This is a genomic window from Streptomyces sp. NPDC017056 (assembly GCF_044332485.1).
GTDB lineage: Bacteria > Actinomycetota > Actinomycetes > Streptomycetales > Streptomycetaceae > Streptomyces.
In genome coordinates this window covers 171,785-195,894 of the sequence record NZ_JBIRPD010000009.1, presented here as the reverse complement: position 1 = coordinate 195,894, position 24,110 = coordinate 171,785, and the positions used below count along the sequence as shown (strand labels likewise).

Genomic DNA, 24,110 nt, shown 5'->3' with positions numbered 1-24,110 from the left:
AGAGCAGTGACAGACGCAGCAAGCCAGGGAGCGGCATCCGGCGACGACCGCCCGGTGCTCACCAACCGGCAGGGCCACCCGGTCCACGACAACCAGAACCAGCGGACGGTCGGCGCGCGCGGCCCGGCCACGCTGGAGAACTACCAGTTCCTCGAAAAGATCAGCCATTTCGACCGGGAGCGCATCCCCGAGCGCGTCGTGCACGCGCGCGGGGTGACCGCGTACGGCTTCTTCGAGAGCTACGGGAAGTGGGGCGACGAGCCGGCCGGCCGCTACACCAGGGCGAAGCTGTTCCAGGAGCCCGGCCGTCGCACCGACGTGGCCGTCCGGTTCTCCACCGTGATCGGCGGCCGGGACTCCTCCGAGGCGGCCCGCGACCCGCGCGGCTTCGCGGTGAAGTTCTACACCGAGGACGGCAACTGGGACCTGGTCGGCAACAACCTGGGGGTCTTCTTCATCCGGGACGCCATCAAGTTCCCCGACGTCATCCACGCCCTCAAGCCCGACCCGGTCACCCACGAGCAGAAGCCGGCCCGGATCTTCGACTTCATGTCGCAGACCCCGGAGTCGATGCACATGCTCGTCAACCTCTTCAGCCCGCGCGGCATCCCGGCCGACTACCGGCACATGCAGGGCTTCGGCGTCAACACCTACAAATGGGTGAACGACGCGGGGCACACCGTCCTGGTCAAGTACCACTGGATGCCCAAGGCGGGCGTGCGCAGCATGACCGAGGCGGACGCCGCCGCGGTCCAGGCCGGGGAGCTGGGGCACGCGACGAAGGACCTGTACGAGGCGGTCGGCAGCGGCGACCACCCCGAGTGGGAGCTGCTCGTCCAGATGATGGACGACCACGACCACCCCGAGCTGGACTTCGACCCGCTGGACGACACCAAGACCTGGCCGGAGCAGGACTTCCCGCCGAAGCCGGTCGGCCGGATGGTGCTCGACCGGATGCCGGACAACTACTTCGCCGAGAACGAGCAGATCTCCTTCGGCACCGGCGTCCTCGTCGACGGCCTGGACTTCTCCGACGACAAGATGCTCGTCGGCCGGACCTTCTCCTACAGCGACACCCAGCGCTACCGGGTCGGCCCGAACTACCTCCAGCTGCCGGTCAACCGGGCCAAGCACGCCACCGTCCACACCAACCAGCGCGACGGGCTGATGGCGTACGAGCAGGACCCGCACGGGGGCGACCCGGAGGTCAACTACGAGCCGTCGCTCACCGGCGGTCTGCACGAGGCGCGGGAACCGTCCCACGACGAGCAGGGCCCGGAGATCCGCGGCCGGCTCACCCGCAAGCGCATCCCGCGCGCCAACGACTACCTCCAGGCGGGCCAGCGGTACTGCCTGCTGGAGGACTGGGAGCGCGACGACCTGGTGAAGAACCTGACGGACCTGATCTCGCAGGCCGCCCGGCCCGTCCAGGAGCGGATGGTCTGGCACTTCCTGCTCGTCGAGAACGACCTCGGGCGCCGGGTCGGCGAGGGCCTGGGCATCGGCCCCGAGGACGTCACCCACCTGGAGCCGCTGGCCGGCCAGGACCTGACGGACGAGGACCGCAAGCGGCTGGCGAACCTCGGCGGCAACCCGCCGCGGGACGTCTCCGGGCTCACCATGACCCACTGCGTCCCGGACGAGCGGCACGTCGTGCACGCCTGAGAGGCGCTGCCCCGCGCACCGGTCCCCGGCCGTGACCGGGGACCGGTGCGCGGTGGCGCGCCCGGGTCAGCCGGGCCAGGTGCCGGTCGCCTTGCGCACGGCCACCGCGCCGCTGCGGTCCACGGCCGCCTTCACCACCGCGAGCGTCGCGCCCTGGAGCGCTGCTGCCGGCAGCACCTCGCGCCAGCGGCGCTCCTCGTCCGTGGCCTTCGGCGCGTCCTCCTGCCCGCCGACCAGCTTCCACAGGCGTTTGAACAGCGCCCCGGCCAGCACCCCGCCGAGAGCGCCGAACACCATCCCCAGGGGCTTGTAGAGAAGTTTGATCATCGGTGGTGTCCTTTGCGTCGGGCCTTGGCGCCCGCCCTGGCGAGCGGGTGCGGGGACTTTCTCGTACGCAGCGCGCGCGACCACGAGCCCGCGCGGGCGCGGCGGCGCAGCACCAGCGCTCCGGCCAGCAGCGCGCCGCCAGCGACGGCGGCGGTACGGGCCGTGCCGGAGCCCCCCAGCCGCTCTCTCGCGGCCGCGGTCCGGTGCAGCGTCCGGTCCTTGAGCCGGGCCGCCCGGTCCTGCGCGCGGCCCTTCACGTCGGCCTTGCCGGCCAGTGCGGCCACGGTGTCGCCGAGTTCGTGCCGGGTCCGTTCGATGCGGGCGCGCAGCTCGGCCGGGCTCGCGCCGGACCCGCCGCCCTTGCCGTTGTCGCCGCTCATCGCCGGGCCGCCCTTCCCTTGATCTCCTCGATGTCCCGGTGGACGCTGCCGATGGCCTCCTCGGGCACCGGCGGAGTGGCGCGGCGGATCCGCTGCCGGCCCAGCAGTGCCAGGACCGCCGCCAGCACCAGCAGCGCGCCCACGACCACGAGGCCCGCGGCCCACAGCGGCAGCACCAGCCCGAGCGCGACGATCGCGGTGGCCACCAGCGCCTGGGCGGCCAGGAACGCCACCGTCCCGGCGCCGCCGAGCAGCCCGCCTCCCACGCCGAAGCGCTTGCCCTTGCGGGCCATCTCCGCCTGCGCCAGGCGCATCTCGTCGCGTACCAGGCTGGACAGCTGCTCCGACGCCTGGGAGACCAGCTCGCCGACCGGTCGGCTGTCCGTCCGGTCCGTCCGGTGATCCACGTAAGCGCTCATCCCGGTCACGCCTCCTTCCTCGTGCGCGCCGGGTACCTCCTCAGCGGCCGGTTAACCGGAACGTTGGCCCGTACGGGTGCGGAGCGCGCGCCCGCAACGCGAACGGCGCGCGCTCCCGGGTGGGAACGCGCGCCGTCGGTGGCGGTGCGGATCAGAAGACCGACTCGGCCTCCAGCATCCGGTTCGCCGGCACGGTCTTGAGCTCGGTGACCGCGTCGGCCAGCGGCGTCATGACGATGTCGGTGCCGCGCAGGGCGGTCATGTGGCCGAAGTCGCCGCGGTGCGCGGCCTCGACGGCGTGCCAGCCGAAGCGGGTTGCCAGCACACGGTCGTACGCGGTGGGCGTGCCGCCGCGCTGCACGTGGCCGAGGATGACCGGGCGGGCCTCCTTGCCGAGGCGGTGCTCCAGCTCGCGGGCGAGGGCGGTGCCGATGCCCTGGAAGCGCTCGTGGCCGTACTGGTCGATCTCGCCGTGGCCGTAGTCCATCGTGCCCTCGGCGGGGTGCGCGCCCTCGGCGACGCAGACCACGGCGAACTTCTTGCCCCGGTCGAAGCGCTCCTCGACCATCTTGACCAGGTCGTTCACGTCGAAGGGGCGCTCCGGCAGGCAGATGCCGTGGGCGCCGCCGGCCATGCCGGACTCCAGCGCGATCCAGCCCGCGTGCCGGCCCATGACCTCGACGACCATGACCCGCTGGTGCGACTCGGCGGTCGTCTTGAGGCGGTCGATGGCCTCGGTGGCGACGCCGACGGCGGTGTCGAAGCCGAAGGTGCGGTCGGTGGCGGAGATGTCGTTGTCGATGGTCTTGGGGACACCGACGATCGGCAGACCGGCGTCCGAGAGCATTTTCGACGCGGTGAGCGTGCCTTCGCCGCCGATGGGGATGAGCACGTCGATGCCGTACTCACGAGCCAGGTCCTTGCCGTTCTCGCACGCCTCGCGCAGCCGGGCGCGCTCCAGGCGGGCGGAGCCGAGAATCGTTCCGCCGCGGGCGAGGATGCCGCTGACCGCGTCCAGGTCCAGCTTGCGGTACCGGCCGTCGAGCAGTCCCTTGAAGCCGTCCTCGAAACCGATGACCTCGTCGTCGTGTCCGGTGAGGGACCGGTGCACCACCGACCGGATCACAGCGTTGAGGCCGGGGCAGTCGCCGCCTGCGGTGAGGACTCCGATACGCATGGTGCTGTGTCTCCTGTGCTCGCTGTTGGTTCTTGTGAGCCGGTCCGATTGTTTCACGGGCCGGCAGGCGTTGCCCTCACAGCGTCGGGCACCCCTGGGGCAGCCCGCTGACACATGCGTAAAACTGGAGGAGCGGCTTATCTACAGACGCAGGTATTGTCAAGAGGGGCAAGCTCACCATAACGGTTGATTTGACCTTGCGAACGACGGAATGGATCGGAGAGCACGCGTGACGCGCAGCGTGTACGTGACCGGGATCGACCGCGGCGACGGCCGGCAGGTCGTCGAGCTGGGAGTCATGGAACTCCTGACCCGCCATGTGGACCGGGTGGGCGTCTTCCGCCCGCTGGTGCACGACGGGCCCGACCGCCTGTTCGAACTGCTGCGGGCCCGGTACCGGCTCTCCCAGCCCGCCGAGACCGTGTACGGCATGAGCTACGAGGAAGCCGCAGGGCTCCAGGCCGAGCAGGGCACCGACGAGCTGGTCTCCCAGCTCGTCGAGCGCTTCCACCGGGTGGCCAAGGACTACGAATACGTCCTGGTCCTCGGCTCCGACTACGCCGCGACCAACCTGCCGGCCGAGCTGAACCTCAACGCCAGGCTGGCGAACGAGTTCGGCGCCTCGGTGCTGCCGGTCGTCGGCGGCCAGGGCCAGGAGGCCGAGTCGGTGCGCGCCGAGGCCCGCAACGCCTACCGCGCCTACCACTCGCTGGGCTGCGACGTCGTCGCCGTGATCGTCAACCGGGTGGCCCCGGGGCAGCGCACCGCGGTCGCCGAGCGGCTCGCCGCCCACCTGCCCGTGCCCTGCTACGCGCTGCCCGAGGACGGCTCCCTGTCCGCGCCCACCGTCGGCCAGATCGTGCACGCGCTCGGCGCCGAGGTGCTGCTCGGCGATGACTCGGGGCTCGCCCGCGACGCCCGCGACTTCGTCTTCGGCGGCGCCATGCTGCCCACCTTCCTCAAGGCGCTGACCCCCGGCTGCCTGGTCGTGACCCCCGGCGACCGCGCCGACCTGGTCGTCGGCTCGCTCGCCGCGCACAGCGCCGGCGCCCCGTCCATAGCGGGCGTGCTGCTCACCCTCGACGAGCGCCCAGGGCCCGACATCATGGCGCTGGCCAACCGGCTCGCCCCCGGCACGCCGGTGATCTCCGTACCCGGCGGCTCCTTCCCGACCGCCGCCGAGCTGTTCGCCATCGAGGGCAAGCTGAACGCCGCGGCCCCGCGCAAGGCGGAGACCGCGCTCGGCCTGTTCGAGCGGCATGTGGACACCGCGGAGCTGACGAACCGTATCTCCGTCGCCCGCTCCGGCCGCGTCACGCCGATGATGTTCGAGCACGAGCTGATCGAACGCTCCCGCTCCGGCCGCCGCCGCGTCGTGCTGCCCGAGGGCACCGAGGAGCGGGTCCTGCGCGCCGCCGACGTCCTGCTGCGCCGCGACGTGTGCGACCTGACGCTGCTCGGCGAAGAGGAGGCGATCCGCAAGCGCGCCGCCGACCTCGCCATCGACCTGGACGGCGCCCAGATCACCGACCCGCACACGTCGCCGCTGCGCGAGCGCTTCGCCGAGCTGTACGCCAAGCTCCGCGCCCACAAGGGCGTCACCTACGAGCTGGCCTACGACGTCGTCGCGGACGTCTCCTACTTCGGCACGCTGATGGTCCAGGAGGGCCTGGCCGACGGCATGGTCTCCGGCGCGGTGCACTCCACCGCCGCCACCATCCGCCCCGCCTTCGAGATCATCAAGACGAAGCCGGGCGCCCAGATCGTCTCCTCGGTCTTCTTCATGTGCCTGGCCGACCGCGTCCTGGTCTACGGCGACTGCGCGGTCAACCCGGACCCGAACGCCGAGCAGCTCGCGGACATCGCCATCCAGTCCGCCGCCACGGCCGCCCAGTTCGGCGTCGAGCCGCGCATCGCGATGCTGTCGTACTCCACCGGCACCTCCGGCTCCGGCGCCGACGTCGACAAGGTGCGCAAGGCCACCGAGATCGTCCGGCAGCTCCGCCCCGACCTGCTGGTCGAGGGCCCGATCCAGTACGACGCCGCCGTGGACGCCGCGGTGGCCCGCACCAAGCTGCCGGAGTCCGAGGTCGCCGGCCGGGCCACCGTGCTGGTCTTCCCCGACCTGAACACCGGCAACAACACCTACAAGGCCGTGCAGCGCTCGGCCAACGCGGTCGCCGTCGGCCCGGTGCTCCAGGGCCTGCGCAAGCCGGTCAACGACCTCTCGCGCGGCGCGCTCGTCCAGGACATCGTCAACACCGTGGCCATCACGGCCATCCAGGCGCAGGGCGCGGCACCGGGCGGCTCGCCCGCCGCCGGCTCCTGACGCGCCTCGCCCGCCCCCCCCACAACCAACGGAAAGCTGCTTCATGACTGCCAATGCCACCCGCGTCCTCGTCCTCAACTCCGGCTCCTCGTCGGTGAAGTACCAGCTGCTCGACATGAGCGACGGCGCGCGGCTCGCCGTGGGCCTAGTCGAGCGCATCGGGGAAGAGACCTCGCGCCTGGCACACACCCCGCTGGCCACGGGCGGCGGCAAGCGGGAGCGCGAATCCCGCATCGCCGACCACGAGGAGGCGCTGCGGGCGGTCGCCGACGAGCTGGCGGCGGACGGGCTCGGCCTGGACTCGCCCGAGCTGGCGGCGATCGGCCACCGGGTGGTGCACGGCGGTCTGAAGTTCACCGAGCCGACCGTGATCGACGACGAGGTGCTCAAGGAGATCCAGCGGCTGGTGCCGGTCGCGCCGCTGCACAACCCGGCGAACATCACCGGCATCAAGACCGCCCGGGCGCTCCGCCCCGACCTGCCCCAGGTCGCGGTCTTCGACACCGCCTTCCACACCACGATGCCGGAGTACGCGGCGCGCTACGCCATCGACGTGGAGACCGCCGACGCGCACCGCATCCGCCGCTACGGCTTCCACGGCACCTCGCACGCGTACGTCTCGCGCAAGACCGCCGAGCTGCTCGGCAAGGCGCCCGAGGACGTCAACGTCATCGTGCTGCACCTGGGCAACGGCGCCTCCGCCTCGGCGGTCGCCGGCGGCCGCTGCGTGGACACCTCCATGGGCCTGACCCCGCTGGAGGGCCTGGTCATGGGCACCCGCTCCGGTGACATCGACCCGGCCGTGGTGTTCCACCTCAAGCGGGTGGCGGGCATGGACGCGGACGAGATCGACGTGCTGCTCAACAAGAAGAGCGGACTGATCGGGCTGTGCGGCGACAACGACATGCGGGAGATCCGCCGCCGCATCGACGAGGGCGACCGGCAGGCCGCGCTCGCCTTCGACATCTACATCCACCGGTTGAAGAAGTACATCGGCGCCTACAGCGCGGTGCTGGGCCGGGTGGACGCGGTGGCGTTCACCGCGGGCGTCGGCGAGAACGCGGCCCCGGTGCGCGAGGCCGCGGTCAAGGGCCTGGAGGAACTGGGGCTGGCGGTGGACGCCGACCTGAACGCCGTACGGTCCGACGAGGCGCGGCTGATATCGCCGGAGTACGCCCGTGTCGCGGTCGCCGTCGTCCCCACCGACGAGGAGCTGGAGATCGCCAACCAGACATACGCCCTGGTCAGCAACTGACCTACGGCATCTGCTGCCAGGCGCCGCCGGCATCGGCGCGGCGCCTGGCCGCCACCTCGCATCCGGGCACCCGAGCCCCAATTATTCCGCTCCGAAACAAACGATAGGATTGAGCCATGCGCCGTTCCAAAATCGTCTGCACCCTGGGCCCCGCCGTCGACTCCTACGACCAGCTGAAGACGCTGATCGAGGCCGGCATGAACGTGGCCCGATTCAACATGAGCCACGGCACCCACGCGGAGCACGAGGAGCGCTACCACCGCGTCCGCAAGGCCGCCGAGGAGACCGGCCGCGCCATCGGCGTGCTGGCCGACCTCCAGGGCCCCAAGATCCGCCTGGAGACCTTCGCCGACGGCCCCGTCGAGCTGGTGCGCGGTGACGAGTTCGTCATCACCACCGAGGACGTGCCCGGCGACAAGACCATCTGCGGCACGACCTACAAGGGCCTGCCGGCTGACGTCTCCAAGGGCGACCCGGTCCTGATCAACGACGGCAATGTGGCGCTCCAGGTCATCGAGGTCGACGGCCCGCGGGTGCGCTGCATCGTCATCGAGGGCGGCGTCATCTCCGACCACAAGGGCATCAACCTGCCCGGTGCGGCGGTCAACGTCCCGGCGCTGTCCGAGAAGGACATCGACGACCTGAAGTTCGCGCTGAACATGGGCTGCGACCTGGTCGCGCTGTCCTTCGTGCGGGACGCCAAGGACGTCAACGACGTGCACCGCGTCATGGACGAGGTCGGCCGGCGCGTACCGGTGATCGCCAAGGTGGAGAAGCCGCAGGCGGTCGCCAACATGGAGCAGGTCGTGGCGGCCTTCGACGGCGTGATGGTCGCCCGCGGCGACCTCGCCGTCGAGTACCCCCTCGAAAAGGTCCCGATGGTGCAGAAGCGCCTGGTGGAGATGTGCCGGCGGAACGCCAAGCCGGTGATCGTGGCGACCCAGATGATGGAGTCGATGATCACCAACTCGCGGCCGACCCGCGCCGAGGCGTCCGACGTCGCCAACGCGATCCTGGACGGCGCCGACGCGGTCATGCTCTCCGCGGAGTCCTCGGTCGGCCAGTACCCGATCGAGACCGTCAAGACGATGTCGAAGATCGTCGAGGCGGCCGAGGAGGAGCTGCTGTCCAAGGGCCTGCAGCCGCTGGTCCCGGGCAAGAAGCCCCGTACGCAGGGCGGCGCGGTGGCCCGCGCGGCCGCCGAGATGGCCGACTTCCTCAACGGCAAGGCGCTGGTGGCCTTCACCAAGTCCGGTGACACCGCCCGCCGCCTGTCGCGCTACCGCGCGGCCCAGCCGATCCTGGCCTTCACCACGGACGCCGCGACCCGCAACCAGCTCGCGCTGAGCTGGGGCGTGGAGACCTTCGTCGTGCCGCACGTGGAGCACACCGACGAGATGGTCGACCTGGTCGACGCCGAGCTGCTGAAGCTCCAGCGCTACAACGACGGCGACACCATGATCATCACCGCCGGCTCGCCCCCCGGCGTCCCCGGCACCACCAACATGGTCCGCGTCCACCACCTGGGCGGCGAGCGCGGCTGACGCGCGGCAGGACCCGAACACGGCGGTGGGCCGCATCCCCTCGGGGGTGCGGCCCACCGCCGTACGCGTATGCCGGGCTCAGCCCGTGATCGACTGATGCAGCCCCGGGATCGTCAGGGTGCCGCCGAACTGGCCCGCCTGGGTGATCTTCACCTTGGTGAAGTAGGCGAAGGGGACGTTCAGGGGCGGCGGGTGCTCCGGGTCGAAAACGATCGGGATGAGGCCGAAGAGGTTGCCCTGGAGACGCTCGGTGTACATCGTGACCTTGCCGCCGCGGATCGTCGAGGTGGAGCCCTTGGCCGCCTGGACGTGGTACTTCTTCCCGGCCTGGCCGTCGACGATCTGGTGGAGGTCGCCGATGTCGATGCTGTCGGCGGTGAACTTAAGGGCCTGCTTCGTCCGGCCGTTGGGCATCGTGAGGTTGACGACGCCCTCGTAGTCCAGGCCGCGCAGGGTCAGGCCGCTGGACTCCAGGTACCAGGGCTGGTTCGGGACGATGGCCGGGGCCTGCTCGTCCTTGCCGGCGACCTTCTTCTCCTCGACGCAGGGGAAGGGTTTCTTGCCGTCCGCGTCGGGGGAGCCCGGGTCCGCGCTGCCGCTGGGGGACGGGGAGGGCGACGGAAGGGCGTCGCCCGCCTTGTCCTTGGCGTCGTCCGCCTTGTCCTTGCCGTCCTGCACGGCCTTCCCGGCCTTGTCCCCGGCGTCCTTGAGCGGGTCGGTGGCCTTGCCGTCGGCGGGCTTGCCGGGCGTACTGCCCGAGTCCGTGTCCTTGCCCTTGTCCTTGCCGGAGGACGGGGACGGAGTGGGCTTCGTGCCCGGAGCGCCGGGCCTGGTCTGGCCGGGGTGAAGGGCGTCGTGCAGCTTCTTGCCCAGGCCCAGCGGGTCGTACCAGGGGTTCTCCTGCGTGGGTGACGCGGAGGGGGACGGGTCGGCGGACGGGGTAGGGGCGGGCTTCGGGGTGTCCTTGGCCCGGCCCGGGGCCTGGGCTGACGGGGTGGGCGCCGGGGCGGTGTCCTTGCCACCCGCGCCACCGGACGCCTTGCCGGACCCGCCCTGGTCCGCCTTGTCCGCCTTATCCGTCTTGTCCTCGGCAGCCTTGTCCTTGGCGGCCTTGTCCTTGGCAGCCTTGTCCTTCTTCTCCTTCTCGGCCTTCTCCTTGGCCGCCTTCTCCTTCTCGGCCTTGTCCTTCTCGGCCTTGTCCTTGGCGTCCTGCTCCGCCGTGTCCGGCGCGCTGACGCACGGGCCCTTCTTGAACGGGTTCTCCGGCTGCGGCTTGGCCATCGCCAGCTGCGGCGTCAGGCCCATGCCCATCAGGACGGCGGACGGCATGGCGGCGATGGCGATCGCCTTGCCGGCGGGCACGTGCAGCCGGGTCAGCAGCGGCTTGCGCGGCGCCGCGTGGCGCGGCCCGGTTCTCGCGCCTTTCGCGGCCGCGCCCATCTCGTGCAGCTCGTCACCCGGCACTGTGCCCCCCGTTCGCCCCGTTGACCGGGCTCGCTCCTGACAGGTCGCCGGGCGCGCCGCCCGCGGGCCCGGCCGGTTCGCCGCCCTCGGGGGCGACCGGCTTGCCCGGGGCCCAGGAGACGCCCAGCGCGCCGCCGACCAGTCCCAGGGCGAAGCCGACCACGAAGGCGCCGAAGTTGGAGACCACCAGGGAGACCAGGGACAGCAGGATCGCCGCCACTCCGGCGAAGACGCGGGAGGCGGGCTGGAACCACATGGTCAGGCCGAGTACGACCAGGAGTACGCCGATGATCAGCGAGCCGGCGCCCGCGGTCGTCGCCATACGCACGGTCAGCGAACCGATCGTGAGGTTCGCGTAAGGGATGTACATGATCGGGAAGCCGGCCAGCAGCGTCAGCACCCCGCCCCAGAACGGGCGCTGGCCCCGCCACTCCCGGAACGAGGTGCGCTTTCGGCCGATGTTCTCGTTCAGCCGTGGTCGCGTGTCGGCGCTCATGTCGTACAGCTCCTCGGGACTGGCTCATCGGTGGTACGTGCGCTGAGGTACGCGCTGTGGTGGCTACGGGCGTACGGGTACGGGACGGGCGGGGCGGTGGGCGGTGCCACCGCCCGGCGTGCGTCCCGCACCCGTGCGCTCAGTGCGTCAGTAGCACTCGTTCTTGCCCCGGCTGACGTTCATGTGCAGACCGCTGAGCTTGAACGTGCCGGCCGTGGTGGCCCAGGCGCGCTGCTGGACCTTCTCGAAGTGCACGCTGTCGGCCTGCTGCGCGAAGGAGTTGGGGAGGTGCTGCCCCCGGCCGCCCTCGCCGGGCTTCGCCGGACCGGGACCCTTGGTGGTGTGGTCCACCGAGACACCGATGTCGACGTTGGTGAACGTCGCGTTGGTCTTCAGGTCGTCGGCGTCGATGTAGAGCTTCTTCGCCTCGACCCGCGGGCCGCCCTTGCCGCCTGCCTTGAGCTGCATCGTCACGTCGCCGAAGACCGGCACCGGCACGACGACCGACTGGCACAGGTTGGTGATCTCCGCGGAGTTCATGCCCACCACGGCGACCGGGTGCTGGCCCTTGTCGCCGCCGTCGAGTGCTCCGTACTGGACGAAGCCCTCACCGTCCAGTTCGGACGCGGTGACCTTGAACTGCTGGCCGGAGACGCTGAACGATGCCGCCAGCGCACCCTGTGCGATGGCGACTCCGATGGCAGCCGTCGCCGCGACGCTCGGCACCATGACAACGGCGAACCGCTTCCATCTGGTCCCGCCACGAGCCAGGGACTCCATGACTTTCCTCCTTCTCGGACGTACATCTCCGGTTGCGGCCCGGGCCTCGGACGAGGCGGCGGCCGTACCTGGGATGGGAGAAGTGCTACGTCCTCGGGAAGGAGAGCGCCCGTATCGGAGGCGTACAGGCGTACTGCGTTCCGAAGCACCGGCGATCACCCCCGAGCGACAACCACTGGCCGCGCTCTCGCGCGACCGTGCGGACAGGCCCTGCCGGGTGAGCAGGAACCCCCCTGTCCAGGACCGGCGTCGGTGCCGCCGGCCACTCGGTGGGGACCCAGGAACCCCGCGGCGCCGACCGGTTGCCGGGCGGCGGGAATGGACCGAGCGTGGCCGATCGTGGTGCATCGGCGGCCGTCGCACAAGGGGTTCGTTACTTGCGAGTAACGGAGAGATAACCGGCGCGCGACGGCCCGGAATCGGCCGGGCACCCAGGGTTGTCGCTAACGGTGATGAGACATGGGGAAATCAGGGTCAAACACGAACGAAAACCCACGCTTCTCTTACCCAAAGTAACAGCGGCCACGATTACCAAGATTTGGTAAAACGTGGCCGCTGTCAGGGATGAGGTCCCAGCGCCTCAGGAGACGCCGGAGGAGGCGCGCCGGGAGGTCAGAAAAGCACCCGCGCCAGTGCCGTACGCGCCGAAATCACCCGCGGGTCGTCGGCGCCGATGACCTCGAAGAGCTCCAGCAGCCGGACCCGGGCGGCCTCGCGGTCCTCGCCCGCCGAGCGCCGGACGGCGTCCACCAGCCGCCCGAACGCGTCCTCGACATGTCCGCCGACCAGGTCCAGGTCGGCCGCCTTGATCTGCGCCGACACGTCGCCGGGAGCGTCGGCTGCCTCCTTGCGCACCGCCTGCGGGTCCAGGTCCCGGACCCGGCGCAGCAGCTCGGTCTGCGCGAGGCCCAGCTTGGCCTCGGGGTTGGCCGGGTCGTCGGCGAGCACGTTCTTGTACGCCTGGACGGCGCCGTCGAGGTCGCCGTTGTCCAGCGCCTGGCTCGCGGCCTCCAGGAGCGCGTCGTACGGGCCGACGGGCGCGGGAGCCTCTTCGGCCTCGGCGGCACCGGCCACGGCCGGGTCGACGGGCGCGCCCACGATCCCGAACTGCTGCTCGGCGGCCTGCACGAGCTGGTCCAGCACCTGGCGGATCTGCGCCTCCGGGGCCGCGCCCTGGAACAGCGGGATCGGCTGGCCCGCGACGACCGCGAAGACCGCCGGGATGCCCTGCACCCCGAACTGCTGGAACAGCGTCTGGTTGGCGTCGACGTCGATCTTGGCCAGGACGAACTTGCCGGCGTACTCCCCCGCCAGCCGCTCCAGCAGCGGACCGAGCTGCTTGCACGGCTCGCACCACTCGGCCCAGAAGTCGATGACGACCGGGACCTCGGTGGAGCGCTGGAGGATGTCCTGCTGGAATCCCGCCTCGTCGACATCGAACACCAGGCGGGCACCGCCGCCGGCGGGCCGGCCGGTGCGGGCCGCCTCGGCGCGCGCCTGCTCGGCCTTCTGCTTCGCTTCCCCGGCCGCCTTCACCGCGGCGAGGTCGACGACTCCACTCATGGACATGTTGCGTGGCTGCATGGGCCTATCCTCCCCCCTTCCGCGGACCGTTGCGAAAAGCGGTGCCGAAAATTCACGGTGCGCGAAAACGCTCGCGGCGCCGGGCCCGTCCGTGCGTCCCGCCGGAGTGCGGCGCAGGACAGGGGTGCCGCGTTCACACCGGTCCCGAGGGGCCGGTGGTACTGCCGTGGCGGCGGGTCCCCACCCGCTGCCTGTGGTTGTCGCGTCCGGGGCGCGCCCGATGGGCACACCCTTTCGCTACGACCCGTAGCGTAACTGTCCGGCGCCCCGCCCCGGCAAGCCCTCCTCCCAACCCGGCGAGTGATCTGCCTCACCAGGGAGGGCTCAGTGGCTCCTACTGGCCGGTATGGTCGCCCGCATGCACCGCTGCCCCCTCACCGGCACCAGCGCCACCGCGGACGGTACGGGCCCCAAGGGCCGGACCGGCCACGGCGGCCGCACGGGCCGGCCGCGCAGCGCCGAGGCGGACCGCGCGATCCTCGGCGCCACCCGCGCCGCGCTGGTCGAACTGGGCTGGGGCAAGCTCACGATGAGCGACGTGGCGGCCCGCGCCGGAGTCGCCAAGACGACCCTCTACCGCCGCTGGGCCAACAAGAACGAACTGGTCCTGGACGCCGTGGCGGTCCTCTTCGACGAACTCGAACTGCCCGACCGCGGCTGCCTCCAGGCCGACATCGAGGGCGTCGTCCTGGAGTTCGCGGCGCTGCTGGCGCGTCCGGAGACCAAGACGGCGCTGATGGCCGTGGTCGCCGAGTCCACCACCGACGAGGCGCTGCGCCTCCGCATCCGCAGCGCCGTGGTGGAGCGGCAGAAGCGGCTGGTGGTCCTCGGGCGGGAGCGGGCCCAGGCGCGCGGGGAGCTGCCGCCGGACCCGGCCGGCGAGGAGGGCGCGGCGGCCGCGGGGCGCGCGGTGGGGCTGATCTTCGACGTGATCGCGGGCGCGGTGGTGCACCGGGCGCTGGTCAGCGCGGAGCCGGTGGACGAGCTGTGGGCGCAGCAGTTCAGCACGCTACTGCTGGCCGGGATGGGCGGGCTCGCGGAGACGGGCCCGCCCGGCGCGTAGCGCCCCGGACCGGCCCGTCGTCCGGGCGGGCTCAGACCTGGTACCGGTCCGCCGCGAACAGGTGCACGTTCTCCGCGACCCACTCGGAAGTCCGCTTCAACCCCTCTTCCAGGGACACTTCGGGCGTCCACGAAGCCCACTCGCGCGCCCGCGAATTGTCCGAAAGCAGTCGCTGGACCTCGCTGCCGGCGGGCCGCAGCCGGGACCCTTCCACCACCACCTCGGCGTCCCGCCCGGACGCGGCTATCAGGGCCCGCGCCAGGTCGCCGATGGAGATCTCGCGCCCCGTGCCGAGGTTGACGACCTCGCCCAGCGCCCGGTCGCAGTCGGCCATCGCCAGGAACCCGGCCGCGGTGTCGGTGACGTAGGTGAAGTCGCGGGTCGGCGCGAGCGAGCCCAGCCTGATCTGCCGGGAGCCGGAGTGCAGCTGCGCCAGGATGGTGGGGATGACGGCGCGCGCGGACTGGCGCGGGCCGTAGGTGTTGAACGGGCGCACGACCGTCACCGGCAGTTCGAAGGCGTGCCAGTGGGACAGCGCCATCATGTCCGCGCCGATCTTCGAGGCGGAGTACGGGGACTGCGGCTGAAGCGGGTGGTCCTCGCTGATCGGCGCGGTCAGCGCGGTGCCGTACACCTCGCTGGTGGAGGTGTGCACCAGGCGGCGCACGGAGTGCCGGCGGCACGCCTCGGCGATGTTCTCGGTGCCGACGACGTTGGTCTGGACGTAGGCGCCGGGCGAGTCGTAGCTGTACGGGATGCCGATGAGGGCCGCGAGGTGGAAGACGGTGTCGCAGCCGGCCACCGCGTCCGCCACCCGGCCGGGGTCGCGCACGTCGCCCGCGATCATCTCGACCGGGCTGCCGGGCGTCAGGTGGTGCGCGAGGTGGCCCTTGTCCGCGTACGGCTTGTAGTGGACGAGGGCGCGGACCTGCGCGCCGTACCCGACGAGCTGGTCCACCAGCGTCGAGCCGATGAAGCCCTCGGCGCCGGTGACCAGGACCGTTCGGCCCTTCCAGCGGGCTTCCATGGCGGCGTGCTTCTCGTTGGTGCTCATGCCGACTCCTTCAGGTAGGGGGTGGTGGGGTGCGCGGCGGGGTGGCCGGCCAGCGCGAGGACCTTGGCGGCCAGCAGGTCGGCGGCCCGCGAGTGGGTGCCCGGGTCGGCGGCCTGGCCCATGGCGGCCAGCCGGTCGGGGTCGTCCAGCAGCGGCGTGACCAGCGCGTCCAGGCGCTCCGCCGTGGTCTCGCCGTCCGGCAGCAGCGCGGCGGCGCCCGCGTCGGACAGCACCCGGGCGTTGTGCGTCTGGTGGTCGCCGGGCGCGTGCGGGTACGGGACGAGGACGGCCGGCATGCCGATCGTCGCCAGCTCCGCGACGGTCGCCGAACCGGCCCGGCACACCACCAGGTCGGCTGCGGCGTAGGCCAGGTCCATCCGGTCCAGGTACGGGACGGCCTCGGCGACCGCCGCGCCGCCCGTCGCGACCAGCCGCTCCCTGGTCTCCTCCAGGGCGGCGGGCCCGGTCTTGACCAGCAGCCGCAGGTCCGTACGGGACCGGTACCTGGCCGCCAGGCCCACCGCCGCCTCGGTGAGGCGGGCCGCGCCCAGGCTGCCGCCGTTGACGAGCAGGAGGCGGGCGCCCGCCGGTACGCCCAGCTCGCGGCGGGCCCGCGCCCGCAGGGCCGTACGGTCCAGCGTCGCCAGCGGGCCGACCAGCGGCATGCCGACCGTCTCGGCCTGCTCCCCGCCCGCCAGGTGCTCGCGGCTGCGGTCGAAGGCGAGGGCGATGTGCGGGGTGAGCCGGGCGGCGAACTTGTTGGCCCGGCCCGGCACCGCGTTGGACTCGTGGATCAGGCTGGGCAGCCCCGCCAGCCGCGCGCCGACGATGACCGGCGCGCTCGGGTAGCCGCCCATGCCGACCGCGACCTGGGCGCCCTGGGTGCGCAGGATCGAACGGCACTGGTTGCCGGATCTCAGCAGCGCCGCGGGCAGCAGGTAGCGCTTGGCGCCGAGCGACGGGTCGAAAGGGATCATGTCCACGGTGTGCAGGCGGTAGCCGGCCTGCGGGATGAGCCGCGTCTCCAGCCCGCGTTCCGTACCGACGAAGGAGACCACCGCGCCGGGCACGGCCCGGCGCAGGGCGTCCGCGAGGGCGAGCCCGGGATAGATGTGGCCGCCGGTACCGCCCGCGCCGATGACGACTGAGAGTGGTGTGCGCATGGCCGCCACGCTCGCGAAGCGCCCTAAGAAGGTTCTAAGACCGTCGTTTGGCAGCCTGTGTGCATGCCGCCCACGCCTGCACCGCACCCCGCGCACCGGAGCGCCGCCCAGCAGCCCGCCACCGCGCCCCCGCCGAAGATCCTCGTCGTCGACGACGAACCGGAGGTACGGGCCGCCGTCGAGGACGGGCTCAGCGTGGAGGGCTACGCGGTGCGCGGCGCCGCCGACGGGCTGGCCGCGCTCTCGGAGGTCGCCTCCTGGCAGCCGGACGCGATCGTCCTCGACGTCATGATGCCCGTCCTGGACGGCCTCGCGGTGTGCCGCCGGCTGCGCGCGCTGGACGACCGTACGCCGATCCTCGTGCTGACCGCGTTGGACTCGGTCAGCGAGCGGGTCGACGGGCTGGATGCGGGCGCCGACGACTACCTCGTCAAGCCGTTCGCGCTGGACGAACTGGTCGCGCGCGTGAGGGCGCTGCTGCGCCGCGCGTCGGCCGCCGCCGTCGAGGACACCTCGCTGTCCTTCGCCGACCTGGTCGTCGACCCGGTGACCCGCACCGGCCACCGGGGCGGCCGGCCGCTGGAGTTCAGCCGCACGGAGTGGGCGCTGCTGGAACTGCTCCTGCTGCACCCCGGGCAGGTGATGCCGCGCGAGGTGATTCTGGAGCGGGTCTGGGGCCGCGACTTCGGCCCCGACTCCAACTCCCTCGCCGTGTACGTCGGTTACCTGCGCCGCAAGCTGGAGGCGGGCGGCGAATCCCGGCTGGTGCACACCGTGCACGGCGTCGGCTACCGCCTGGACCAGGCGGGACGGGCGTGAGCGGGCGGCGCGGCCTGGGCGCGCGCTGGCGGCGCCGCCGCCCGCTGCGGACGCGGCTGGCGATCGCCGCGTCCGCGGCCGTGGCCCTGGTGGCGGTCGGCATCTGCGTCGCGGCCATCTTCATCACCCGCCACCAGATGATCCGCCAACTCGAATTCGGCCTGGCCCAGACAGCCGCCCAGCACACCGAGCAGTACCGCCAGGAGGGCCCGTCGGCCGGTGACAAGGGCTGCCAGTACCCGGCCGTGCCCTGCCTCCAGTCGGTCCCCGCCGACAAGTCCAGGGATCCGCGTGAGCCCTACGCGCTGCCGGTCGACGACGCCACCCGCGAGGTCGCCGCCGGCCGGCGCGCGCCGTACTACAAGCAACTGACCGTGGCCGGATACCCGGTGCGGATGTACACCGTGCGGCTGCGCGGCAAGGACCTGGCACTCCAGGTGGCGCTGCGCTCGGACCTCGTGGAGCGCGGCGTACAGAAGGCTTCCCTGGCACTGGCCGGGGTCGGCGGCGCCGGCGTCCTGCTGGCGGCCGGGCTCGGCTACTGGGTCTCGCGCACCGGCCTGGCCCCGGTCGCCCGGCTCACCGCCACCGCCGAACGCATCGCCGCCACCCGCGACGCCCGGCACCGCATCGAGCTGCCCGCCGGGCCGCCCGGGCGCGAGGACGAGGTCACCCGGCTGGCCGCCAGCTTCAACACCATGCTCGGCGAGCTGGAGCAGTCGGTCGCCGCGCAGCGCCGGCTGGTCGCGGACGCCTCCCACGAGCTGCGCACCCCGCTGACCGCGCTGCGCACCAACGCCGAACTCCTGGCCCGCGCCGACCGGCTGACCGCAGCGCAGCGCGACCGCGCGTCCGGCGCCCTGGGCCGCCAGCTGCGCGAGGTCACCACCCTCGTCAACGACCTGATCGAACTGGCCCGGGACGAGGAACCGCAGCCGCTGGTCGAGCAGGTGCGCCCGGCGGCGCTGCTGGCGCACGCGGTGGAGGCGGCACGCGGCCACTGGCCGGAGATCACCTTCACGTCCAGGACCGACGGGGCGGCGGCCGGGGTGACGGTCCCCGGCGTACCGGCGCGGCTGTCCCGGCTGCTGTCCAACCTCCTGGACAACGCGGCGAAGTTCTCGCCGCCCGGCGGCCCGGTCGAGACCGGACTGACCGTGGCGGGGGACGCGCTGGAGCTGACCGTGCGCGATCACGGCCCCGGCATCGCGGCCGAGGACCTGCCGCACGTCTTCGACCGCTTCTACCGTGCCGAGGCGGCCCGCGCGCTGCCCGGGTCCGGGCTGGGCCTGGCCATGGCGCGCCAGATCGCCCGCGCGCACCACGCCGAACTCACCGCCGCGCAGGCGCCGGGCGGCGGTGCGCTCTTCCGTCTCCGCTTCCCTGCGGGGTAGGACTGGGGCGGCGTACTACCCTGGGCCGGAATCGCGGCCTGGATCACGGCTGGGTACAGGGGCCGGACGGGCGGATCGGGAGGGCGGGCGGTGAGCAGACGAGCGCGCCGTGCGCTGCCGGGCTTCCTGCCCCGCGCGCTGGCCGGGCTGTGGGCCGTCCTGCTGGTCCTGGCCGGCACGTCCGGAACGGCGAGCACCGCAGCCGGCCCGCTGATGGCGGCCTCTTCCGGCCTCGCCGGCACCGCTTCCCAGCCATCGTCCGCCGCACCCCAGGTGCTCACCGCGCACACCGCGCCCGGTCAGCCACGGGCCGACGCGCGGCCGGCGCCGGACCGCCCGGTGGCCCGCCAGACCGCCACCACCCCCGCGTACGCGGTCCTCCCGCACCCGCGTTTCCCCGGCCTCCAGGGCGCGTTGCCCTCCGCCGCGCCCGCCCCGTACCACTCCCCCTTCGGGCACGGCGAAACCGTCGGCCCACGACAGGAACGGGCCCCGCCCCCGGCCCGCTACTCCCCGCGCAGTCCGCGCGGTCCCCCCTTCGTACGGAGCAGCTGACACCCCAGGCGTACGGCCGCCCGCCGGCCCGCGCCCCGCCTCCGTATCCCTGAAGGGGAGACCCATGCCGTCCCGCGCTCCGGCGCGGCGACCCTGGCGTGCGCTGATCGCGCTCGCCGTCGTCGCCGTGTCGCTGTTCTTCGCCCTGACCACACCCGCCCGCCTCGGCCTCGACCTCCGCGGCGGCACCCAGATCGTGCTGGAGACCAAGGACTCGCCCACCACCCGCGCCGACGCCGCCGCCACCGACCGGACCCTGGAGGTGCTGCGGCAGCGGGTCGACGCGCTCGGTGTCGCCGAACCGTCGCTGTCCCGCTCCGGCGAAAAGCGCATCGTCGCCGAGCTGCCCGGTGTACGGGACCCGAAGGAGGCCGTCGAAGTCATCGGCCGTACCGCGCAGCTCACGTTCCACCCCGTCCTCGGTACGACGCAGGACCCGAAGGGCACACCGGAAGCGAAGGCCAAGGGAGACCGCGCCCGCGTCCTCCCCGACCCCGACGCGCCCGGCCGGGCCCTGCGGCTCGGACCGCCGGCGCTGACCGGTGAGGGCGTCAAGGACGCCGAGGCGGTCTTCGACGCGCAGGGCGGCCGCGGCTGGACCGTCGACCTGGCGTTCCGCGGCGCCGCCGCCGACGCCTGGGCGCGGGTCACCGGGCAGGCCGCGTGCGCGGCGCCCGGCGATCCGGCCCGGCGGGTGGCGATCGTCCTGGACGGGCGGGTCATCTCGGCGCCCGGCATGCAGCAGAGCGTGCCCTGCAAGACCGGCATCGCGGGCGGCAGCGCCCAGATCACCGGCGGGTTCGGCGACGCCGAGGCCCGCGACCTGGCGGCCCTCGTCAAGGGCGGCGCCCTGCCGGTCCCCGTCGAGGTCGTCGAACAGCGCACCGTCGGCCCGACGCTGGGCGCCGACGCGATCAAGGCCAGCGCCACCGCGGCGGTCATCGGCCTGCTGTGCACCGGCGCGTTCGTCATCGTCGTCTACCGGCTGCTGGGCGCGCTGGCCACGGTCGCGCTCGCCGCGTACGGGCTGATCTCGTACGCCGTCCTCGTCGCCCTCGGCGCCACCCTCACCCTGCCGGGGCTCGCCGGGTTCGTGCTCGCGATCGGCATGGCGGTGGACGCCAACGTGCTGGTCTTCGAGCGGGCCAGGGAGGAGTACGCGCGCCGCGCGGCGCGCTCCGGCGGCGATCTGCGGCGCCCGCTGCGCGAGGGGTTCGGCAAGGCGTGGAGCGCGATCGTCGACTCGAACGTCACCACGCTGCTCGCCGCTGGCCTGCTGTTCTTCTTCGCCACCGGACCGGTCAAGGGCTTCGGTGTCACCCTGTCCATCGGCGTGCTGGCCTCGATGGTCTCGGCGCTGGTCATCACCCGGGTGCTGGCGGAGTGGGCGGTGCGCCGCCGCTCCGTGCAGCGGCGGCCCGCGATCACCGGCATGGCGTCCGAAGGGCGGGTACGGCGGTGGCTGGCCCGCCGCGAGCCGCGGCTGATGCGGCACCGCCGCACCTGGCTGGGCATCGGCGCCGGCCTGCTGCTGCTCGCCGTCACCGGAATCGGCGTCCGCGGCCTGGAGTTCGGCGTGGAGTTCACCGGCGGCCGGCTCGTCGAGTACAGCACCAGCCGCACGGTGGACGCCGATACGGCGCGCGCGGCCGTCTCGGAGGCGGGCTTCCCGCGGGCGGTCGTGCAGGAGTCGGGTGACGGCGGCATCGCCGTACGGACCGAGCAGCTGACCGACGCCGAGCAGGAACGTATCCGCGCGGCCCTCCAGGTGCCCGGCGGCACGGCCGAGGTCGAGCGGGACGAGAAGATCGGGCCCAGCATGGGCAGCGAGCTGCGCGGCAAGGCGCTGATCGCGCTGGGCATCGCGGTCGCCGCCCAGCTGGTCTACCTGAGCGTCCGGTTCCGCTGGACGTTCGCGACGGCGGCGGTCCTCGCCATGGTGCAGGACGTGGTGCTGGTGGTGGGCCTGTTCGCCTGGCTGGGCAAGCCGGTGGACAGCGTCTTCCTGGCGGCGCTGCTGACCGTCGTCGGCTACTCCGTCAACGACACGGTCGTGCTCTTCGACCGCGTACGGGAACTGCGGCGCGCCGCCAAGGGCAGCCGGGCCGCGCGCGGTGCGCAGGGCCTCGCCCGGCTCGCCGACCGGGCGATCGTGCAGACCGTGCCCCGTACGGTGAACACCGGCATGGGCGCCCTGTTCGTCCTCGCCGCGCTCGCGGTGCTGGGCGGCGACTCGCTGGCCGACTTCTCCGTGGCGCTGCTCGCGGGCGTGCTCTTCGGCATCGCCTCGACGGTCTTCACGGCCACCCCGGCCGCCGTCGTCCTGGAGGGCCGCCACCCGGCCCCTGAGACACCCGCATCCCGCCCCCGCGACAGGGCCAGGGCCGGAAACGGCGCGGTGGTCTGACACCGGACCGGGGGCGGGACCGCACACGGCCCCGCCCCCCGGCCGTACGGCTGTCAGAACCCCGCGGGCTCCGTGTACACGCCCCACTCGTCGCGCAGCACGTCGCAGATCTCGCCGAGCGTCGCCTCGGCCCGCACGGCCTCCAGCATCGGTTCGATCATGTTGCCGCCGTCGCGCGCGGCGGCGAGCATCGCGTCCAGCGAGGAGCGCACCCGGGCGTCGTCGCGGGCCGCCTTGCGGTCCCCCAGCACCCGTACCTGCTCGCGCTCGACCTCGTGGCTGACGCGCAGGATCTCCAGGTCGCCGGTGACCGAGCCGTGGGCGCAGTTGACGCCGACGACCTTCTTCTCGCCCTTCTCCAGCGCCTGCTGGTAGCGGAAGGCGGACTCGGCGATCTCGCCGGTGAACCAGCCGTCCTCGATGCCGCGCAGGATGCCGGAGGTCATCGGGCCGATGGGGTGTTCGCCGTTCGGCACCGCCCGAGCGCCCCGCTCCTTGATCTGCTCGAAGATCTTCTCGGCGTCGGCCTCGATCCGGTCGGTCAGCGCCTCGACGAACCACGAGCCGCCCAGCGGGTCCGCGACGTTGGCGACGCCGGTCTCCTCCATCAGCACCTGCTGCGTGCGCAGCGCGATCTCCGCGGCCTGCTCGCTGGGCAGCGCGAGGGTCTCGTCCAGCGCGTTGGTGTGCAGGGAGTTCGTCCCGCCGAGGACCGCGGCCAGCGCCTCCACGGCCGTGCGGACGACGTTGTTGTACGGCTGCTGGGCGGTCAGCGAGACACCCGCGGTCTGCGTGTGGAAGCGCAGCCACTGGGCCTTCTCGCTGGTCGCGCCGTACACGTCGCGCATCCAGCGGGCCCAGATGCGGCGGGCGGCCCGGAACTTCGCGATCTCCTCGAAGAAGTCCAGGTGGGCGTCGAAGAAGAAGGACAGCCCTGGCGCGAAGGTGTTCACGTCCAGGCCGCGGGAGAGGCCCAGCTCCACGTACCCGAAGCCGTCGGCGAGGGTGTACGCCAGCTCCTGCGCGGCCGTCGCGCCCGCCTCGCGGATGTGGTAGCCGGAGACCGAGAGCGGCTTGTACGCGGGGATGCCGCGCGCGCAGTGCTCCATCAGGTCGCCGATCAGGCGCAGGTGGGGCTCGGGCGGGAAGAGCCACTCCTTCTGCGCGATGTACTCCTTGAAGATGTCCGTCTGGAGCGTGCCGTTCAGGACGGCCGGGTCGACGCCCTGGCGCTCGGCGGCGACCAGGTACATGCAGAAGACCGGGACGGCCGGTCCCGAGATCGTCATCGAGGTCGTCACGTCGCCGAGCGGGATGTCCTTGAACAGGACCTCCATGTCGGCGGCCGAGTCGATGGCGACACCGCAGTGGCCGACCTCGCCGAGCGAGCGCGGGTCGTCGGAGTCCCGCCCCATCAGCGTGGGCATGTCGAACGCCACGGAGAGTCCGCCGCCCCCCGCCTTGAGGATCATCTTGTACCGCTCGTTGGTCTGCTCGGCGTTGCCGAAGCCGGCGAACTGGCGGATGGTCCACGTGCGGCCGCGGTAGCCGGTCGGGTACAGGCCGCGCGTGAAGGGGTACTCCCCCGGCCAGCCGATGCGCTCGAAGCCCTCGACCGAGTCGCCGGGACGGGGGCCGTACGCCGGCTCCACGCTGTCGCCGGAGAGCGTGGTGAAGTCCGCGTCCCGCTTTCGGGCGGAGTCGTACCGGGCCTGCCAGCGGCGGCGGCCCTCTTCGATCGCATCAGCGTCCATGCCTGCAAATTTACTAGGACGTCCTAGTAATTGTCGATGGCTGGCGGCCGGAAGTCACCGGAGAGCCCCCCTCAAGCGGTACGGGGCTGCCGGGCCGGAGCCCGGCGGCCCGGCCGTCTCAGACCTTCGCGGGCTGCGGCGTACCGTCCGCGACCAGCGGCTCGATCTCCCGGACGACCTTGCGCTCGACGAAGAAGGCGGCGGTCGGGATGGTGCCGGAGATCAGCACCCACAGGAGCTTGCCGAACTTCCACTTCGCCTTGGAGCCCAGATCGAAGGCGAAGACGAGGTAGATGATGTAGAGCACGCCGTGGATCTGGGAGACCACGAGGGTGAGGTCCTTGCCCGTGTCGAAGCCGTACTTGGCCACCATGCAGGCGCACAGCACGAGGAGCATCACGGCAGTGACGTAGGCCATCACCCGGTAGCGGGTCAGCACGCTTCGTTTCATGGTCCGAGCGTAACCGCCCGTTCCGGGGCG

Annotated in this window: 21 protein-coding genes; 9 read left to right on the top strand and 12 right to left on the bottom strand. The window is 72.5% G+C overall.

The genetic code is table 11. The features are described from left to right. Positions 1 to 6: 6 nt before the first annotated feature. Positions 7 to 1,665 carry a catalase gene (locus tag ACH4OW_RS18455; protein WP_360135507.1) on the top strand — a complete coding sequence of 553 codons (1,659 nt, stop codon included), beginning with the start codon at positions 7 to 9 and terminating at the stop codon, positions 1,663 to 1,665. A gap of 66 nt (positions 1,666 to 1,731) precedes the next feature. On the opposite strand, the gene ACH4OW_RS18450 is transcribed toward ACH4OW_RS18455, so the two are convergent. The 4 genes from ACH4OW_RS18450 to ACH4OW_RS18435 form a co-directional block, all read right to left on the bottom strand. Next, complete coding sequence (locus ACH4OW_RS18450) at positions 1,732 to 1,992, bottom strand: DUF4235 domain-containing protein (protein WP_360135509.1); 261 nt, start codon at positions 1,990 to 1,992, stop codon at positions 1,732 to 1,734. Further along, positions 1,989 to 2,372: a DUF3618 domain-containing protein gene (locus tag ACH4OW_RS18445; RefSeq protein WP_360135511.1), complete on the bottom strand. Its 384-nt coding sequence runs from the start codon at positions 2,370 to 2,372 to the stop codon at positions 1,989 to 1,991. Before ACH4OW_RS18445 ends, ACH4OW_RS18450 begins: the two co-directional genes overlap by 4 nt. Next, a complete protein-coding gene (locus ACH4OW_RS18440; RefSeq protein ID WP_398028911.1) occupies positions 2,369 to 2,791 on the bottom strand; it encodes a phage holin family protein in 423 nt (140 codons plus the stop codon). The genes ACH4OW_RS18445 and ACH4OW_RS18440 overlap by 4 nt, the downstream gene beginning before the upstream one ends. A 151-nt stretch (positions 2,792 to 2,942) precedes the next feature. Further along, positions 2,943 to 3,968, bottom strand: a complete 1,026-nt coding sequence (locus ACH4OW_RS18435; protein WP_360135515.1) for an ATP-dependent 6-phosphofructokinase — start codon at positions 3,966 to 3,968, stop codon at positions 2,943 to 2,945. Between the two features lie 229 nt (positions 3,969 to 4,197). Between ACH4OW_RS18435 and pta the strand changes: the two genes are divergently transcribed. The 3 genes from pta (at position 4,198) to pyk (ending at position 9,096) form a co-directional block, all read left to right on the top strand. After that, positions 4,198 to 6,297, top strand: coding sequence for a phosphate acetyltransferase (gene pta / locus ACH4OW_RS18430; protein ID WP_398028909.1), 2,100 nt, complete (start codon positions 4,198 to 4,200; stop codon positions 6,295 to 6,297). 43 nt (positions 6,298 to 6,340) lie between these two features. Continuing rightward, positions 6,341 to 7,552 (top strand): acetate kinase, encoded by a 1,212-nt coding sequence (locus ACH4OW_RS18425; protein WP_398028907.1) that lies wholly within the window; start codon positions 6,341 to 6,343, stop codon positions 7,550 to 7,552. A gap of 116 nt (positions 7,553 to 7,668) precedes the next feature. Then, positions 7,669 to 9,096, top strand: coding sequence for a pyruvate kinase (gene pyk, locus ACH4OW_RS18420; RefSeq protein WP_398028905.1), 1,428 nt, complete (start codon positions 7,669 to 7,671; stop codon positions 9,094 to 9,096). A gap of 78 nt (positions 9,097 to 9,174) precedes the next feature. On the opposite strand, the gene ACH4OW_RS18415 is transcribed toward pyk, so the two are convergent. From ACH4OW_RS18415 to ACH4OW_RS18400, 4 genes are all read right to left on the bottom strand, one after another. Then, positions 9,175 to 10,560 (bottom strand): hypothetical protein, encoded by a 1,386-nt coding sequence (locus tag ACH4OW_RS18415; RefSeq protein ID WP_398028903.1) that lies wholly within the window; start codon positions 10,558 to 10,560, stop codon positions 9,175 to 9,177. After that, positions 10,550 to 11,056 (bottom strand): DUF6114 domain-containing protein, encoded by a 507-nt coding sequence (locus tag ACH4OW_RS18410; protein WP_398028901.1) that lies wholly within the window; start codon positions 11,054 to 11,056, stop codon positions 10,550 to 10,552. Before ACH4OW_RS18410 ends, ACH4OW_RS18415 begins: the two co-directional genes overlap by 11 nt. 147 nt (positions 11,057 to 11,203) lie before the next feature. Then, entirely contained in the window at positions 11,204 to 11,836 is a 633-nt protein-coding gene (locus tag ACH4OW_RS18405) for a DUF6230 family protein (RefSeq protein ID WP_398028899.1), read from the bottom strand. Between the two features lie 612 nt (positions 11,837 to 12,448). Then, positions 12,449 to 13,420, bottom strand: coding sequence for a tetratricopeptide repeat protein (locus tag ACH4OW_RS18400; protein ID WP_398028897.1), 972 nt, complete (start codon positions 13,418 to 13,420; stop codon positions 12,449 to 12,451). 346 nt (positions 13,421 to 13,766) lie between these two features. Between ACH4OW_RS18400 and ACH4OW_RS18395 the strand changes: the two genes are divergently transcribed. Next, on the top strand, positions 13,767 to 14,483 hold the full coding sequence (locus ACH4OW_RS18395) for a TetR/AcrR family transcriptional regulator (RefSeq protein WP_398028895.1): 717 nt from the start codon (positions 13,767 to 13,769) through the stop codon (positions 14,481 to 14,483). A 31-nt stretch (positions 14,484 to 14,514) separates the two neighbouring features. Here the strand turns inward: ACH4OW_RS18395 and ACH4OW_RS18390 are convergent, their stop codons facing one another. Together ACH4OW_RS18390 and ACH4OW_RS18385 are read right to left on the bottom strand one after the other, a co-directional pair. Then, positions 14,515 to 15,537, bottom strand: coding sequence for a GDP-mannose 4,6-dehydratase (locus tag ACH4OW_RS18390; RefSeq protein ID WP_398028893.1), 1,023 nt, complete (start codon positions 15,535 to 15,537; stop codon positions 14,515 to 14,517). After that, positions 15,534 to 16,700: a UDP-N-acetylglucosamine--N-acetylmuramyl-(pentapeptide) pyrophosphoryl-undecaprenol N-acetylglucosamine transferase gene (locus ACH4OW_RS18385; protein ID WP_398028891.1), complete on the bottom strand. Its 1,167-nt coding sequence runs from the start codon at positions 16,698 to 16,700 to the stop codon at positions 15,534 to 15,536. The genes ACH4OW_RS18390 and ACH4OW_RS18385 overlap by 4 nt, the downstream gene beginning before the upstream one ends. Before the next feature lie 63 nt (positions 16,701 to 16,763). On the opposite strand from ACH4OW_RS18385, the gene ACH4OW_RS18380 reads away from it, so the two are divergent. From ACH4OW_RS18380 to secD, 4 genes are all read left to right on the top strand, one after another. Beyond that, a complete protein-coding gene (locus tag ACH4OW_RS18380; protein WP_398028889.1) occupies positions 16,764 to 17,519 on the top strand; it encodes a response regulator transcription factor in 756 nt (251 codons plus the stop codon). Next, positions 17,516 to 18,913 (top strand): sensor histidine kinase, encoded by a 1,398-nt coding sequence (locus ACH4OW_RS18375; protein ID WP_398028887.1) that lies wholly within the window; start codon positions 17,516 to 17,518, stop codon positions 18,911 to 18,913. Before ACH4OW_RS18380 ends, ACH4OW_RS18375 begins: the two co-directional genes overlap by 4 nt. Positions 18,914 to 19,003: 90 nt before the next feature. Beyond that, a complete protein-coding gene (locus ACH4OW_RS18370) occupies positions 19,004 to 19,468 on the top strand; it encodes a hypothetical protein (protein ID WP_360135541.1) in 465 nt (154 codons plus the stop codon). Between the two features lie 64 nt (positions 19,469 to 19,532). Beyond that, positions 19,533 to 21,875, top strand: a complete 2,343-nt coding sequence (gene secD / locus ACH4OW_RS18365; protein ID WP_398028885.1) for a protein translocase subunit SecD — start codon at positions 19,533 to 19,535, stop codon at positions 21,873 to 21,875. Positions 21,876 to 21,928: 53 nt separating this feature from the next. Here secD and ACH4OW_RS18360 read toward each other — a convergent pair whose 3' ends face one another. Both ACH4OW_RS18360 and ACH4OW_RS18355 read right to left on the bottom strand, forming a co-directional pair. Next, positions 21,929 to 23,629 carry a methylmalonyl-CoA mutase gene (locus ACH4OW_RS18360; RefSeq protein WP_398028883.1) on the bottom strand — a complete coding sequence of 567 codons (1,701 nt, stop codon included), beginning with the start codon at positions 23,627 to 23,629 and terminating at the stop codon, positions 21,929 to 21,931. Positions 23,630 to 23,747: 118 nt separating this feature from the next. Then, positions 23,748 to 24,080: a DUF3817 domain-containing protein gene (locus tag ACH4OW_RS18355; RefSeq protein ID WP_030023405.1), complete on the bottom strand. Its 333-nt coding sequence runs from the start codon at positions 24,078 to 24,080 to the stop codon at positions 23,748 to 23,750. Between the last annotated feature and the right edge of the window lie 30 nt (positions 24,081 to 24,110).

Coding starts and splice junctions, on each gene's coding strand:
- ACH4OW_RS18355 (WP_030023405.1), bottom strand. CDS start 24,080: ATGAAACGAAGCGTGCTGACCCGCTACCGGGTGATGGCCTACGTCACT.
- ACH4OW_RS18380 (WP_398028889.1), top strand. CDS start 16,764: ATGCCGCCCACGCCTGCACCGCACCCCGCGCACCGGAGCGCCGCCCAG.
- ACH4OW_RS18425 (WP_398028907.1), top strand. CDS start 6,341: ATGACTGCCAATGCCACCCGCGTCCTCGTCCTCAACTCCGGCTCCTCG.
- secD (WP_398028885.1), top strand. CDS start 19,533: ATGCCGTCCCGCGCTCCGGCGCGGCGACCCTGGCGTGCGCTGATCGCG.
- ACH4OW_RS18445 (WP_360135511.1), bottom strand. CDS start 2,372: ATGAGCGGCGACAACGGCAAGGGCGGCGGGTCCGGCGCGAGCCCGGCC.
- ACH4OW_RS18360 (WP_398028883.1), bottom strand. CDS start 23,629: ATGGACGCTGATGCGATCGAAGAGGGCCGCCGCCGCTGGCAGGCCCGG.
- ACH4OW_RS18440 (WP_398028911.1), bottom strand. CDS start 2,791: ATGAGCGCTTACGTGGATCACCGGACGGACCGGACGGACAGCCGACCG.
- pyk (WP_398028905.1), top strand. CDS start 7,669: ATGCGCCGTTCCAAAATCGTCTGCACCCTGGGCCCCGCCGTCGACTCC.
- ACH4OW_RS18385 (WP_398028891.1), bottom strand. CDS start 16,700: ATGCGCACACCACTCTCAGTCGTCATCGGCGCGGGCGGTACCGGCGGC.
- ACH4OW_RS18395 (WP_398028895.1), top strand. CDS start 13,767: ATGGTCGCCCGCATGCACCGCTGCCCCCTCACCGGCACCAGCGCCACC.
- ACH4OW_RS18435 (WP_360135515.1), bottom strand. CDS start 3,968: ATGCGTATCGGAGTCCTCACCGCAGGCGGCGACTGCCCCGGCCTCAAC.
- ACH4OW_RS18410 (WP_398028901.1), bottom strand. CDS start 11,056: ATGAGCGCCGACACGCGACCACGGCTGAACGAGAACATCGGCCGAAAG.
- ACH4OW_RS18405 (WP_398028899.1), bottom strand. CDS start 11,836: ATGGAGTCCCTGGCTCGTGGCGGGACCAGATGGAAGCGGTTCGCCGTT.
- ACH4OW_RS18390 (WP_398028893.1), bottom strand. CDS start 15,537: ATGAGCACCAACGAGAAGCACGCCGCCATGGAAGCCCGCTGGAAGGGC.
- ACH4OW_RS18450 (WP_360135509.1), bottom strand. CDS start 1,992: ATGATCAAACTTCTCTACAAGCCCCTGGGGATGGTGTTCGGCGCTCTC.
- ACH4OW_RS18400 (WP_398028897.1), bottom strand. CDS start 13,420: ATGCAGCCACGCAACATGTCCATGAGTGGAGTCGTCGACCTCGCCGCG.